Origin of the sequence: Pseudomonas lactucae (assembly GCF_016937615.1) — a bacterium.
Taxonomy (GTDB): Bacteria; Pseudomonadota; Gammaproteobacteria; order Pseudomonadales; family Pseudomonadaceae; genus Aquipseudomonas; species Aquipseudomonas lactucae.
In genome coordinates, this window is sequence record NZ_JAFHKI010000013.1 from 1 (window position 1) to 13,542 (window position 13,542).

At 61.6% G+C, this 13,542-nt stretch carries 10 protein-coding genes, 1 pseudogene and 1 riboswitch; of the genes and pseudogenes, 1 reads left to right on the top strand and 10 read right to left on the bottom strand.

Annotated elements, in window-relative coordinates; translation table 11 throughout:
- Positions 1-150: 150 nt before the first annotated feature.
- The 8 genes and pseudogenes from JWR98_RS02560 to JWR98_RS02595 form a co-directional block, all read right to left on the bottom strand.
- A complete protein-coding gene (locus JWR98_RS02560) occupies positions 151-858 on the bottom strand; it encodes a PqiC family protein (RefSeq protein ID WP_078731308.1) in 708 nt (235 codons plus the stop codon).
- Between the two features lie 176 nt (positions 859-1,034).
- Positions 1,035-3,298, bottom strand: a pseudogene (parC, locus tag JWR98_RS02565) (DNA topoisomerase IV subunit A).
- Between the two features lie 73 nt (positions 3,299-3,371).
- The gene (locus tag JWR98_RS02570) at positions 3,372-4,367 is read right to left on the bottom strand and encodes an esterase-like activity of phytase family protein (protein WP_078731307.1); all 996 of its coding nucleotides are present in this window, start codon (positions 4,365-4,367) and stop codon (positions 3,372-3,374) included.
- A complete protein-coding gene (gene parE / locus JWR98_RS02575; RefSeq protein ID WP_205489236.1) occupies positions 4,367-6,271 on the bottom strand; it encodes a DNA topoisomerase IV subunit B in 1,905 nt (634 codons plus the stop codon). The genes JWR98_RS02570 and parE overlap by 1 nt, the downstream gene beginning before the upstream one ends.
- Positions 6,272-6,325: 54 nt before the next feature.
- Positions 6,326-6,934: a YqiA/YcfP family alpha/beta fold hydrolase gene (locus tag JWR98_RS02580; RefSeq protein ID WP_205489237.1), complete on the bottom strand. Its 609-nt coding sequence runs from the start codon at positions 6,932-6,934 to the stop codon at positions 6,326-6,328.
- A gap of 49 nt (positions 6,935-6,983) precedes the next feature.
- Positions 6,984-7,799 carry a 3',5'-cyclic-AMP phosphodiesterase gene (gene cpdA / locus JWR98_RS02585; RefSeq protein ID WP_078731305.1) on the bottom strand — a complete coding sequence of 272 codons (816 nt, stop codon included), beginning with the start codon at positions 7,797-7,799 and terminating at the stop codon, positions 6,984-6,986.
- Between the two features lie 98 nt (positions 7,800-7,897).
- Positions 7,898-8,347, bottom strand: a complete 450-nt coding sequence (locus JWR98_RS02590; protein WP_003171323.1) for a DUF1249 domain-containing protein — start codon at positions 8,345-8,347, stop codon at positions 7,898-7,900.
- On the bottom strand, positions 8,338-8,955 hold the full coding sequence (locus JWR98_RS02595) for an NUDIX domain-containing protein (RefSeq protein WP_003171322.1): 618 nt from the start codon (positions 8,953-8,955) through the stop codon (positions 8,338-8,340). The genes JWR98_RS02590 and JWR98_RS02595 overlap by 10 nt, the downstream gene beginning before the upstream one ends.
- A gap of 192 nt (positions 8,956-9,147) precedes the next feature.
- Between JWR98_RS02595 and JWR98_RS02600 the strand changes: the two genes are divergently transcribed.
- Positions 9,148-9,885 (top strand): RsiV family protein, encoded by a 738-nt coding sequence (locus JWR98_RS02600; protein ID WP_205489238.1) that lies wholly within the window; start codon positions 9,148-9,150, stop codon positions 9,883-9,885.
- On the opposite strand, the gene cytX is transcribed toward JWR98_RS02600, so the two are convergent.
- Both cytX and thiC read right to left on the bottom strand, forming a co-directional pair.
- The gene (gene cytX, locus JWR98_RS02605) at positions 9,854-11,143 is read right to left on the bottom strand and encodes a putative hydroxymethylpyrimidine transporter CytX (protein ID WP_205489239.1); all 1,290 of its coding nucleotides are present in this window, start codon (positions 11,141-11,143) and stop codon (positions 9,854-9,856) included. The genes JWR98_RS02600 and cytX overlap by 32 nt on opposite strands.
- 143 nt (positions 11,144-11,286) lie before the next feature.
- Complete coding sequence (gene thiC / locus JWR98_RS02610; RefSeq protein ID WP_205489240.1) at positions 11,287-13,176, bottom strand: phosphomethylpyrimidine synthase ThiC; 1,890 nt, start codon at positions 13,174-13,176, stop codon at positions 11,287-11,289.
- A 149-nt stretch (positions 13,177-13,325) separates the two neighbouring features.
- A riboswitch (TPP riboswitch) is annotated at positions 13,326-13,431 on the bottom strand.
- Positions 13,432-13,542: the final 111 nt, after the last annotated feature.

Genomic DNA, 13,542 nt, shown 5'->3' on the forward strand with positions numbered 1-13,542 from the left:
CCACAGATCACTTTTTACCCATTCAAAGCCTTAACTGACTGGCATCAGGGCAAGCCCCGCTCCCACATTTGCTCCGTGGCGCGGCTTAAGTCGCGCATCAACAAAAAGGCCCGCTGAGTCAGCGGGCCTTTTGTTTGTCTGCGTTTCAGGTCAGAACCTGAACACTTCCATATCCGTACGAATCGGTGCAGCCATTGGCATTTTTGGCCTTTGCGGTGCGGCCGGCTTGGCCTGCGCCGGGGCTTGCTTGCGCGGCGCCTCGGCAATCGGCGGCTGGTTGGCCAGTGGCTTGAGGGCCACCGACAACTGTTGCGCCAGATGCTGCAACAGCACGCCCTGGGCCTGGACCTGGGACGCGGTAGTCCCGGTATGCTCTTCCTGCAGGTGCACGATGCGGTTATCACGTACCTGGCCGCGACGGTCGATCAGGCGCCACTGCGCGTCGAGAATCGCCGGTTGCGACTTGCCGGAATCGAGCCGAGTGATGGTCAACAGCACCTGCACATCCGGGCTGAAACCAGTCGGTGCGGGCGCGAGGACGACGCGCTGGCTATCGAGATGGCCAGCGACCTGGCGCAAGACCAACTGGTTGATATCGGACGACAAACTGCCCGCCCAACGGCCATCGGTTGAACCTTGCAGGCTGCCGTCACTCTGACGCTGCAGCAGGGTTTCGCGTTGCAGGTAGTCCGCGACGACCACCGGTCCCAACAGGACGGCCATGCCGGCAGCTTGTTCTGGCTGCGCCGGACTTCCGCTGTCCAGCTGGTACAGCGACACCGGTTGGTGCGTGCTGCAACCCGCCAGCCCCAGTAGGCCAGCGAGCATGAAAATAAAAGGAAGGCGTGGAGCAGTCATCATCCCATCCAGGTGGCTGCCACAAGGCGAACCACAATGTAATACTAAAAATAACCTAAACACGCTCGGCCACGCCGGCGCTGGAAAGGCCATATCATCCGTGAATATGCGCCATGACTCCAGCGCCAAAGCGTCGATCTACGGGTTAAATCGTAGATCGAGCCCTCTAGTACGCCTTAAACCGGCGTTTCCACCAACAAGGCATCCACCCGCTGGAAGCCCCGAGGCAGTTTGTTACCGCGCCGGCCACGCTCGCCCTTGTAGTGTTCAAGTCATCGGGGCGCAACGACAGCGTGCGCTTGCCGGCCTGGAGCACCAGGGTCGCGCCTTCCGGGATCACCGCAATGTCGGTCACGTACTCTTCGCGACTGGCCACGCGCTCACCTGGGATACCAATAATCTTGTTGCCCTTGCCTTTGCCCAGTTGCGGCAAGTCACTGATCTTGAACACCAGCAGGCGCCCTTCGGTGGTCACCGACGCCAGCCAATTACTCTCACGGTCGTCCACCGGCCGTGGCAGGATCACCTTGGCGTTGTTCGGCAGACTCAACAACGCCTTGCCCGCCTTGTTCTTGGCCTGCAGGTCTTCACCCTTGACCACAAAGCCGTAGCCCGCATCAGACGCGATCACGTACAGCGAATCATCGTCAGGCAGTAACACACATTCAAAATTCGCTCCCGGCGGCGGCGTAAGCCGCCCGGTCAGGGGTTCGCCCTGCCCTCGTGCAGACGGCAACGTATGCGCCGGTACCGAATAGCTGCGCCCAGTCGAATCGATAAACACCGCAAACTGGTTGGAACGCCCGGCCGCTGCGGTCTTGAAGCCATCGCCGGCCTTATAGGAAAGGCCGGTGGCGTCAATATCATGCCCTTTGGCGGAGCGAACCCAACCCTTTTCCGACAGAACGACGGTAATTTTCTCGTTCGGTAGCAGCTCGGTTTCCGTCAGCGCTTTCGCCTCTGCACGCTGAACGATAGGCGAACGGCGATCATCCCCATAGGTTTCGGCATCTTTGATCAGCTCGCTGCGCACCAGCTTTTTCAGCTTGGCTTCGCTGCCCAACAGGGCTTGCAGCTTGGCTTGTTCCTTGAGCAGCGCGTCCTGTTCGTCGCGCAGTTTCATTTCTTCCAGCCGCGCCAACTGACGCAGACGGGTGTCGAGGATGTAGTCAGCCTGGATCTCGCTCAGCTCGAAACGCGCGATCAGTTCGGCTTTCGGGTGCTCGGCGGTGCGGATGATGTGGATCACCTCATCCAGGTTGAGGTAGGCGATCAGCAAACCGTCCAACAGGTGCAGGCGACGCTCGACCTTGTCCAAACGGAATTGCAGACGGCGACGAACGGTCTGTACCCGGAACGCCAGCCATTCCACCAGCAGGTTGCGCAGGTTCTTCAACTGCGGCTTGCCATCGAGCCCGATGATGTTGATGTTGACGCGGTAGCTGGACTCAAGATCCGTGCTGGCAAACAGATGCTGCATCAGCACTTCGTGGTCGACCCGGCTGTTGGTCGGAATGATCACGATACGGCAGGGGTTTTCGTGGTCGGACTCGTCACGCAGGTCGGCGACCTGCGGCAGTTTCGACGGTTTGGCCTGCATCAACGCGGCGATCTGCTCCAGCACCTTGGCACCGGACACCTGATGCGGCAGTGCGGTGACGATAATGTCGCCATCCTCGACGTGGTACACGGCACGCATGCGCACCGACCCCTTGCCGGTCTCGTACATCTTCAGCAGGTCGGCGCGCGGCGTGATGATTTCCGCTTCGGTCGGATAGTCCGGGCCCTGGATATGCTCGCACAACTGTTCGACGGTGGCCTTTGGCTCATCGAGCAGGCGCACACAGGCCGTGGCGACTTCGCGCAAGTTGTGCGGTGGCACGTCGGTCGCCATGCCGACAGCGATGCCGGTGGTGCCATTGAGCAGGATATTCGGCAAACGTGCAGGCAACACCAGGGGTTCGTCGAGCGTGCCGTCGAAGTTCGGGCCCCAGTCGGCGGTGCCCTGTCCCAACTCGCTCAGCAGAACTTCCGAATAACGCGACAGGCGCGCCTCGGTATAGCGCATGGCGGCGAAGGACTTCGGATCATCCGGCGCACCCCAGTTGCCCTGGCCATCCACCAGCGTATAGCGGTAGCTGAACGGCTGGGCCATCAGCACCATGGCTTCGTAGCACGCCGAGTCACCGTGGGGGTGGAATTTACCCAGCACGTCACCGACGGTACGCGCCGATTTCTTGTGCTTGGAATCCGCGTCCAGCCCCAACTCACTCATGGCGTAAATGATGCGCCGTTGCACGGGCTTGAGGCCGTCGCCGATATGCGGCAAGGCACGGTCCATGATCACGTACATGGAGTAGTTGAGGTAGGCATTTTCGGTGAAGTCAGCCAGCGACCGGCGCTCTACGCCATCTAAACTGTCTGCGAGGATGTCACTCATGCGGGCCTCATCAATGTTGGGTCAGGCGCAGCGCTAATGCCGCTGTGCCGGGTCGTTTCAAAAAAGGGATGGCTCATGGCTGGGCGCCCCAGCCACCGGCCGGGGCGGCAAAACGGTAGACCATTGGACGTTTTTCACCATCGGCGCGTGGGCCGAAGTTGTTGTCCAGGCCGATCCAGGCACCGCCGTCATCAATGACCAGCGCCTCGGCCAGGCCGTAGGGCTGATCATATTGGCGTTGCGGTGCGAGCATGTCGGCGGCAAACGACCAGCACCGCTCCACCGCAGCGGTCACGGCATCGCGGCGACACAGTTGGTACTGGCTGCTTTCAAGGGTGAACAACTTGCCCTTGAACAGCGTCACATCGGAGAAATTCCTGGAGATGGCCTTGGCCTTGGGCATCTGGCCAGGCTGCATTTCAATCCCTGCCTCGCTCAGCAATACGCATGGACCGTCGCAATCCCACAGGCTTTGCGGGCGCTTGATCGAGACAAGCCCACGCCGCTCACGCTCGGCCGCCAGCCAGATCTGGTTACCCTCAGGGTTGATCGCCACGCCTTCGAACAACGCGTTGAAGTGCAGTAACAGGCCACTGGCGCGGGCTTCACGCACCATGCCCGGGGCGATTTTCAGCCACTGCGGCGCACCGGCCATCGGCACCTGCAGCACCGCCGCATGGGCTTCGCTGACGATGTAGCGGTTACCCACGGCATCGCAGGTGATGCCTTCAAAATCCAGGTCCCCGCCTCGAACGAACGAGGCAGCCTTGGTGCGCGAGCGCAAGCCCCAGGGCAGCCCGGACTCCGGCACCGGCGGCACATCGATGTTCAGTGCCTGGGCCTGCCACGTTGCTGTACGGGTATCCAGAAGGTAAATCTGATCGTCATCACGATCAGAAACCGCCCACAACTCATCACCGCACAAGGCCAGGCCCGACAGGTTACCGCCACGCATGCCCTCCACCGGGTGCTCGGCGATCAAGCTGAGCTCGGTCTTGGGCTCGGCGACCACCGGGGCGGTCTCCAAAGCGCAGAACAACAGTATCGCCAGGGCGAAACCGCTGCGCATCAACCCAGCACCTCGGCCAGGTTGCCTTTGGACTCCAGCCAAGACTTACGGTCAGGCGCGCGTTTCTTCGCCAGCAGCATGTCCATCATTTCCGAAGTGGCGGCAAAGTCCTCCAGGGTCAGCTGCACCAGGCGCCGGGTGTTCGGGTCCATGGTGGTTTCACGCAGTTGCGGTGGGTTCATCTCGCCCAGGCCCTTGAATCGCGTGACTTGTGGCTTGCCGCGTTTCTTCTCGGCTACCAGGCGGTCAAGGATGCCATCGCGCTCGGCTTCGTCCAGGGCGTAAAAAATCTCCTTGCCCAGGTCGATGCGGTACAGCGGCGGCATGGCGACGTAGACGTGACCGGCATCCACCAGTGGGCGGAAGTGCTGCACGAACAGCGCGCACAGCAAGGTCGCGATGTGCAGACCGTCGGAGTCGGCGTCGGCGAGGATGCAGATCTTGCCGTAGCGCAGTTGCGTCATGTCCGCCGCGCCAGGGTCGACGCCGATGGCCACGGCGATATTGTGCACTTCCTGGCTGGCCAGCACTTCGCTGCCATCGACTTCCCAGGTGTTGAGGATCTTGCCGCGCAACGGCAGGATCGCCTGGAATTCCTTGTCCCGTGCTTGCTTGGCGGAACCACCGGCGGAGTCACCCTCCACCAGGAACAGTTCGGAACGCATCGGATCCTGTCCGGCGCAGTCAGCCAGCTTGCCGGGCAGTGCCGGGCCCTGGGTGATGCGTTTGCGCTCGACCCTCTTGCTCGCCTTGAGACGACGGCCGGCGTTGTTGATCGCCAGCTCCGCCAGGGCCAGGCCCAGTTCGGGGTGCTCGTTAAGCCACAGACTGAAGGCGTCCTTGACCACACCGGACACAAACGCGGCGGCCTCGCGGGACGACAGGCGCTCCTTGGTCTGGCCGGAGAATTGCGGCTCCTGCATCTTCATCGACAGCACGAACGCAATGCGCTCCCACACGTCTTCCGGCGCCAGCTTCACGCCACGCGGCAACAGGCTGCGGTATTCGCAGAATTCGCGCATGGCATCCAGCAGCCCCTGGCGCAAACCGTTGACGTGGGTACCGCCCTGGGCCGTGGGGATCAGGTTGACGTAGCTTTCCTGCACGCTGTCGCCACCCTCGGGCAACCACAGCAGCGCCCAGTCGACGGCTTCTTTATTACCGGCCAGGCTGCCGCAGAACGGTTCGTTGGGCAGGCGTTCGAAGTCGCTGACCGAGTCTTCCAGGTACGAACGCAGGCCGTCTTCGTAATGCCACTCGACCTTCTCGCCCGTGCCTTTGTCTTCAAAGGTGACCAGCAGGCCGGGGCACAACACCGCCTTGGCCTTGAGCACGTGCTTGAGGCGGCTGATGGAGAATTTCGGTGAATCGAAGTATTTCGGGTCCGGCGCGAAGTACACGCTGGTGCCGGTGTTGCGCTTGCCAACGGTGCCGATTACTTGCAGGTCGGTGGCTTTGTAGCCATCGGCGAAGGTCATCTCGTACTCGTTGCCGTCGCGCTTGACCTTGACCCGCACCAGGGTGGACAGGGCGTTGACCACCGAAATACCCACGCCGTGCAAACCGCCGGAGAACTGGTAGTTCTTGTTGGAGAACTTGCCGCCGGCGTGCAGCTTGGTGAGGATCAGCTCGACGCCCGACACACCCTCTTCCGGGTGAATGTCCACCGGCATGCCGCGACCGTCGTCGGACACTTCCAGGGAGTGGTCAGCGTGAAGAATGACATGCACCGACTTGGCGTGCCCGGCCAAGGCCTCGTCGACGCTGTTGTCGATGACTTCCTGGGCGAGGTGGTTCGGCCGACTGGTGTCGGTGTACATGCCGGGGCGTTTGCGCACCGGGTCGAGGCCCGAGAGGACTTCGATGGCGTCGGCGTTATAAGAGCTAGCGCTGGGAGTGGCCATGGGGTCTCGTCGTGAGTCGTTCGATTAAAAAGTGACCTGCGATTTCCAAGGCAATTACAGTGCCGAAAAATCGAAGGATTGGTACTGATCCGCGCCAATGCCGGCAAAGCTCAGCAGCGCCGGCAATTGCCGGGCGAACCCCTGGTAACCATGGTCGCCACCGGCCTGGATACGCAAGGCACAGGCCCGGTAATACTGCTGGGCGAGGCGATAATCCAGAGTTTCATCCCCGGTCTGCAACCACACCTGATAACGCGCGGCATCCTGGGGGGCCGGCACTTCCAGCTCGGCCAGCGCCGTCACATGATCATGCGTCAGCTCCCAGCTTTCATCGGTGTAGAGGTTCTTCTGGGTGCCCAGGTAACCGTCGAACATCCGATGGGGGCTCACCGCCGGGTTGACCAGCAGCGCCTTGAGGCCATGGCGTTCGGCAAGATGGGTTGCATAGTAGCCGCCGAGCGAGCTGCCGACCAGCAGTGGCCGGCCCAGTTGCGCAATCGCGTCTTCCAACTGAGGAATCGCCTGACGGGGATGGTGATGCAGGGCCGGCACACGCAGTTGGTCGGCCAGGCCGAGGGCGTCCATCACGCGGATCAACTGGCTGGCCTTGTTGGACGCCGGCGCGCTGTTGAAGCCATGGATGTACAGGATCGAAGCGGACATGCCGGGCTCTCCGTGCTTGCGCCAAAAGGGCGCAGTTTACAGGTAAATCTCAGTAGCCGTTGCTACCGTAATCCACCATAAACGCGAAGCCGACCAACCGCTCTACGCCAGTCTCCAACCGTCCGTCGGCATGCAAACGCAGCCAACGATACCCTGGCGCCTCCTCGCTGACCTTGAAGTCCTCGCTGCCCGGTGCGAACTGGATGCAAGTGGATGGCGACGCCAGCAGGCGCACGCCGTTGCGTTTGCTGTCGATCTCCTGATGCACGTGGCCCCAGAGCACTGCCCTCACCTGGGGAAAACGGTCGAGGACGGCAAACAAAGCATCCGGATTGCGTAGGCCGATGGGTTCCATCCATGCGCAGCCGATGGGCACCGGATGATGGTGAAAACACACCAAATGATGGCGAGCAGGCGCTTCGCTCAACGCCTGGGCCAGCAATTGCAACTGTGAATCCTGCAGGTAGCCCGGCACCGAGCCTGGCACAGCGGAGTCGAGCAGGGTAATGCGCCAGTTGCCCACGTCCACCACCGGCTCCAGCAGGTCGCTGTGCACAGCGGCCTGCGCCATGATCCGCGGTTCATCGTGATTGCCGGGAATCCAGCGTACCGGGGCGTCGAGCAGCGCGGTCATCTCGCGAAACTGCTGATAGGACGACAGCGTACCGTCCTGGGACAAATCGCCCGTAGCCAGCACCAGGTCGACCTGCGGCTGTTGCGCGCGCACCAGCTCGATCACCCGTCGCAAGCTCTCACGGGTATTCATGCCCAACAGCACAGCGTCGGCCTCGGCAAACAAATGGCTGTCGGACAGTTGCACCAGTAATACCGGTGCATCGGGGTTCACGACGGATACGCTCGGCAAGGCGTTCTCCCAAGGCAATCACAAAAATGGAGGTGTGGCGTGATTATGCTGGGGCAGGACACAAAGAGGAAACCCAGGGAAGCAAACGCAGTTCACATCTAGCGCACGACTTCAAACTCATGGCCCAAGGCCAGGCAGTGGCTCAACCATTCACCGAGGAACACATTGAGCTGTGCTTTCTCATCGGGCTGGTGCATGAACACATTCGGGTAAGGATAGATGCTGCGAAAGCGCCGCGCATGTTCGGCGCTGATCACCTCGGCCATGCGCGCGTCGTGATACACCTGCACTTCCAGTTGCGGCACCGGCAGCCACGGCAGGCTGTGCTCCTGGCGCACGCGCAAGGTGGTGGTGTACGGGCAATTGACGATGACTTCCAGGGCCAGCACGCCGAGCATCTGATCGCCGTGGGTCACCCCGATGCGCCGCGCCTCGGGCGCGTGGCGCATGTCGGGCAGCAGACGCATCAGCCGCGCATAGTTGGCCTCGCAGGCCGCTTGCAGCCCGATCAGGTCGACCCGATAACGTTCCCGTGCCTTTACTGCCATAACCCCCTCACTTCCGCGCGATTAAGCGCAAGCCATTGCAGGGCGATAATGCTGGCTGCGTTGGAAATCCTGCCGTCGCGCACAGCTTGCAGGGCGTCTTCGAATGCCCAGACCGTCACGCGGATGTCTTCTGCCTCTTCTTCCAGTCCATGGACGCCACCTGCCCCCGAGCTGTCGCAACGACCCAGAAACAAATGCACAAATTCGGTACTGCCGCCGGGCGACGGGAAATACTTGGTAATCGGCCACAGCGCGGAGAAGGTCAGCCCAGCTTCCTCCTCGGCTTCGCGGTGCGCAACCTCCTCCGGCTCTTCGTCCTTGTCGATCAGGCCGGCGACCATTTCCACCAGCCACGGATTATCGGTACGGCCCATGGCGCCTATGCGGAACTGCTCGATCAACACCACTTCATCACGCTGCGGGTCGTAGGGCAGCACGCACACGGCGTCATGACGGACGAAGACTTCACGGTTGATCACCCGGCTCATGCCGCCGTCGAATTTCTCATGACGCAGTTGCACGCGATCAAGTTTGTAGAAGCCTTTGTAGGCATTTTCGCGCTGAACGATTTCAATCGTGCTCGGCGTCGACTTTGCAAAGTCCGTCATATCCCTTCCTCGTTATGCCTGGGCAATTCGCGCCATCCTAACGCGCTCATGCCCCTTGGCGCAGCCCCTTTCCGGTTGCCGGGATAGACGGCGGGCGTCAAATTCACTCTAATGAGCTTAGTGGCGAACTGACTGCCTTGCCGGTAGTCGAAGCTGCACAATTTCGCTCTTATCGATAGACGAAGGACTTCCATGTCGCTGTTAAAAATCGCCTCCGTGACCTGCATCGCCCTAACCCTCGGCGCCTGTCAAAGCCTGTTCCAACCCAGCTGGCGCACCCCGCTGGAGGCCACCCGTGACACCTCCGAACAAACTCGGCCGGGCTGTGCCAGCGCCGATTGCGCACTGGTGAATATCGACACCGTGCACTTTGCCAAGGAACCCAAGCTGGACGCGCTGATCGAACAGCGCCTGCTGGAAATGACCGGCGCCAACCCGCTGCCGACCAGCCTGGAGACGTATCGCGAGCAATTCCTGAAAACCGCCGCGCCGAACAACAGCATGTACTTGCAGGCCAAAGTACGTGAGCAGCATGACGGCTTGGTGATCATCGAGTTGTCCAGCTATCTGGACCAGGGCGCCACCCATGGCGAGCCGGGCCGCGCGTTCATCAACTATTCGCGCCAGCAGCAAAAGGCCCTGTCACTCACCGACATGCTGCTGCCGGGCAAGGAAGACGCGTTCTGGAAAGCCGCCCAGGTGGCGCATAACAGCTGGCTGATCAGCACCCGCCTGAGCCTGGAAGCGGAATTCGTCAAAAAATACCCCTTCCAGAAAACCCCGAACGTGGCGCTGACCTACGGTGGCGTGATCCTCAAGTACCCCACCACTACCATCGCGCCGTACGCCCTGGGCCACGTCGAGCTGCAGATCCCCTACTCGCGCCTCGACGGCATCCTCAGGCCTGAACTGGTGCCCGCACGCCGCTGAAGGCCCGCCCCAGGATGAACTGCAACAGCCCTGCCAGCACCAGCGCCGGCAGGGTTGCGCCGACATCCGGGTAGAGGTTGGCGAGCAGATGATAGGTGGCGATGCCTCCCAGCCAGGCCAACAGCGCCGGCCAACGCAGGCCGGTGAGCACGCCCTGGCCACGGCGGCGCAGGACGAAATGATCCATCAGCACCACGCCGAACAGCGGCGCGAACACCGAACCGATCAACAGCAGGAAGTTCTGGTACTGCGCCAACGGGGCAAAACAGGCGATCAAGGTGCAGATCACGCCAATTGCCAATGCCAGGTGCTCGACCTTCAAGCGCAATAGAATCCCGCTGGACACTGCCGCCGAGTGAATATCGGCAAACGCGTTCTCCGACTCATCCAGCAGGATCAGCAACAGCGGAATCCCCAGGCCCGCGCCGGCCAGCGCCAGCAACAGCGCATTCACCTCACCGCTCGGCGCAAACGCCAGGGTATAGGCCACGCCCAGGCTCATCAGCCAGAAATTGCCGATAAAGAACCCCAGTGCGGTGCCGCCGAACACGCTTTGGGCGCGTTTGCCGAAACGTGAGTAGTCGGCGATCAACGGCAACCACGACAGCGGCATGGCGATGGCAATATCAAACCCCACCGCAAACGGCATCGAACCGTCACCGGCCTGGGCCCAGAGCGCGGCCAGGTCAGCCTTGGCGAACAGGTTCCAGGTCAGCCACAGGCACGCGCCGAGCAGCAGCCAGATGCCCCATTTGCGCAAAATCTGGCGCACGAAGGTCAGTGGCCCGCTGACCGCCAACAACGTCGCCAAGCCACCGAAAAACAGCGTCCACACCAACGGGCTGGCCATCAGGCTGGCGTCGCTGAACGCCCGCGCGCCCAGGAGGCTGGCGGCATCGCGCATGACGATGATTTCAAACGAGCCCCAGCCGATCAGTTGCAGCAGGTTCAGCAGCGCCGGCAGGCTGGCACCCTTTGCGCCGAGGCTGAGCTTGAGCGCGGCCATGGCGGACAGGCCGGTGTCACTGCCGATCACGCCGACGGCGGCCAGCAACAGCACGCCCACCAGCGTGCCGAGAAAAATCGCCAGCAAGGCGCCGGACAGGCCCAGGCCCGGCGCGAGCAAAGCGCCGGTTTGCAGGACCATCAGGCCGATGCCGAGGGAGAACCACAGGGAGAACAGGTCGCGGGCGCCGAACACGCGCTTGTCAGCAGGCACCGCGATGTCGGGGGAGTAGGCGCTGGTTTGAATGTTCAAGGGTGTTGTCTCTGAGAAACATTTGTTGTTTGGGAGATAGCCATCGGGGCGAGCCCCCTCCCACATTTTGAATTGCGAACACATTCAAATGTGGGAGGAGGCTTGCCCCCGATGAGGCCGGTACAGCAACCGCCAATCCCGGATCAGACCTTCTTGTACAGCTGACTACCTTCCTGCTTGAACCGCTGCGCCTGCTCCGCCAACCCCCTGGCCACGTCCACATCCACCGCATCAATGCGCTGGTTGGCCGCGTACTCGCGCACTTCCTGGGTGATTTTCATCGAACAGAATTTCGGCCCGCACATGGAGCAGAAATGCGCGACCTTGGCCGAATCCTTCGGCAGGGTTTCATCGTGATAGGACCGCGCGGTGTCCGGGTCCAGGCCGAGATTGAACTGGTCTTCCCAGCGAAACTCGAAGCGCGCCTTGCTCAGGGCGTTGTCGCGGATCTGCGCGCCTGGGTGGCCTTTGGCAAGGTCGGCGGCGTGGGCGGCGATCTTGTAGGTGATGATGCCGGTCTTAACGTCATCCTTGTTCGGCAGGCCCAGGTGTTCCTTGGGCGTGACGTAGCAGAGCATGGCGCAGCCGAACCAGCCGATCATCGCCGCACCGATACCGGAGGTGATGTGGTCGTAGCCCGGAGCAATGTCGGTGGTCAGCGGGCCGAGGGTGTAGAACGGCGCCTCGTCGCAGCACTCCAGTTGCTTGTCCATGTTCTCCTTGATCAGTTGCATCGGCACGTGGCCGGGGCCTTCGATCATGGTTTGCACGTCATGCTTCCAGGCGGTCTTGGTCAGCTCGCCGAGGGTTTCCAGCTCGCCGAATTGCGCGGCGTCGTTGGCGTCGGCAATCGAACCGGGGCGCAGGCCGTCGCCGAGGGAGAAGCTGACGTCATAGGCCTTCATGATTTCGCAGATTTCGTCGAAATGCGTGTAGGTGAAGTTCTCTTTATGGTGCGCCAGGCACCACTTGGCCATGATCGAACCGCCACGAGAAACAATACCGGTGACGCGCTTGGCCGTCAGCGGCACGTAGCGCAGCAGGACGCCGGCGTGGATAGTGAAGTAGTCGACGCCCTGCTCGGCCTGTTCGATCAGGGTGTCGCGGAACAGCTCCCAGGTCAGGTCTTCGGCGGCACCGCCAACCTTTTCCAGGGCCTGGTAGATCGGCACGGTACCGATCGGCACCGGCGAGTTGCGGATGATCCACTCGCGGGTTTCGTGAATGTGCTTGCCAGTGGACAGGTCCATCACCGTATCCGAGCCCCAGCGAATGCCCCAGGTGAGTTTCGCCACTTCTTCTTCGATGGACGAACCCAGGGCGCTGTTGCCGATGTTGCCGTTGATCTTCACCAGGAAGTTACGGCCAATGATCATCGGCTCCAGCTCGGTGTGGTTGATGTTGGCCGGGATGATCGCGCGGCCGCGGGCGATTTCTTCGCGTACGAATTCTGGCGTGATGATCTTCGGCACGCTGGCGCCGAAGCTGTGGCCGGCGTGTTGCTGGTCGAGCAGGCCGCTGGCGCGGGCTTCTTCAAGCTTCATGTTTTCGCGAATGGCGACGTATTCCATCTCGGCGGTGATGATGCCTTTGCGCGCGTAATGCATCTGGGTGACGTTGGCACCGGCCTTGGCGCGGCGCGGGTTTTTCACGTGGGCGAAACGCAGGGCGGTCAGTTCGGCATCGCTCAGGCGCTGTTGGCCGAAGTGCGAAGTGAGACCAGGCAGGCGCTCGGTGTCGCCACGCACTTCGATCCAGGGTGAGCGCACATCGGCCAGGCCTTTGCGCACATCGATAATCACGTTGGGGGCGGTGTAGGGGCCGGAGGTGTCATACACCACCACTGGCGCGTTGATCTCACCGCCGAAATCGGTAGGCGTCACATCCAGGCTGATTTCGCGCATCGGCACGCGAATGTCCGGGCGAGTGCCCTGTACGTAGATTTTTTGCGAGCGGGTAAAGGGTTGCACAGAGCCTGCGTCGACCTTGGCCGACTCACTCAAATGCACGGTGTTTTTTGGTTTTGTGCTCATCACGGGCTCTCCAACTTATCCAGGCGGTGGATTGTTGTCGGAGCGAACCTGAGACGGACGGACGCACTGGAAGCAGTGCTGTGCTCAATACAAGAGGACTGTTCGATTGTCGAACAGCATCCCGGACGAAGCACAAGAGGACTCGCCGGGTGACGAGAAATCTTGTTCCCTACGCAGGCGCTAACCTGATCAGGTTCAACGGGATCCGGTATTTACCGATCTCAGCCTTCCAACAAGGCACCCCGACAAGAACCCGGCCAGTCTAGACCAGGGTGGGGGCAAATTGCCAACGGCGGTGCATTCAGCGTGATGAATGGCGTGATTACAGGATTGTTGCGCCGGGATCTCGCCACTACACTCGTGTGC

What these genes read in the sequence shown, in the direction of transcription:
- JWR98_RS02580 (WP_205489237.1), bottom strand. Translation starts at nt 6,934, where the DNA reads ATGTCCGCTTCGATCCTGTACATCCATGGCTTCAACAGCGCGCCGGCG.
- JWR98_RS02560 (WP_078731308.1), bottom strand. Translation starts at nt 858, where the DNA reads ATGACTGCTCCACGCCTTCCTTTTATTTTCATGCTCGCTGGCCTACTG.
- JWR98_RS02570 (WP_078731307.1), bottom strand. Translation starts at nt 4,367, where the DNA reads ATGCGCAGCGGTTTCGCCCTGGCGATACTGTTGTTCTGCGCTTTGGAG.
- thiC (WP_205489240.1), bottom strand. Translation starts at nt 13,176, where the DNA reads ATGAGCACAAAACCAAAAAACACCGTGCATTTGAGTGAGTCGGCCAAG.
- JWR98_RS02600 (WP_205489238.1), top strand. Translation starts at nt 9,148, where the DNA reads ATGTCGCTGTTAAAAATCGCCTCCGTGACCTGCATCGCCCTAACCCTC.
- parE (WP_205489236.1), bottom strand. Translation starts at nt 6,271, where the DNA reads ATGGCCACTCCCAGCGCTAGCTCTTATAACGCCGACGCCATCGAAGTC.
- JWR98_RS02590 (WP_003171323.1), bottom strand. Translation starts at nt 8,347, where the DNA reads ATGGCAGTAAAGGCACGGGAACGTTATCGGGTCGACCTGATCGGGCTG.
- JWR98_RS02595 (WP_003171322.1), bottom strand. Translation starts at nt 8,955, where the DNA reads ATGACGGACTTTGCAAAGTCGACGCCGAGCACGATTGAAATCGTTCAG.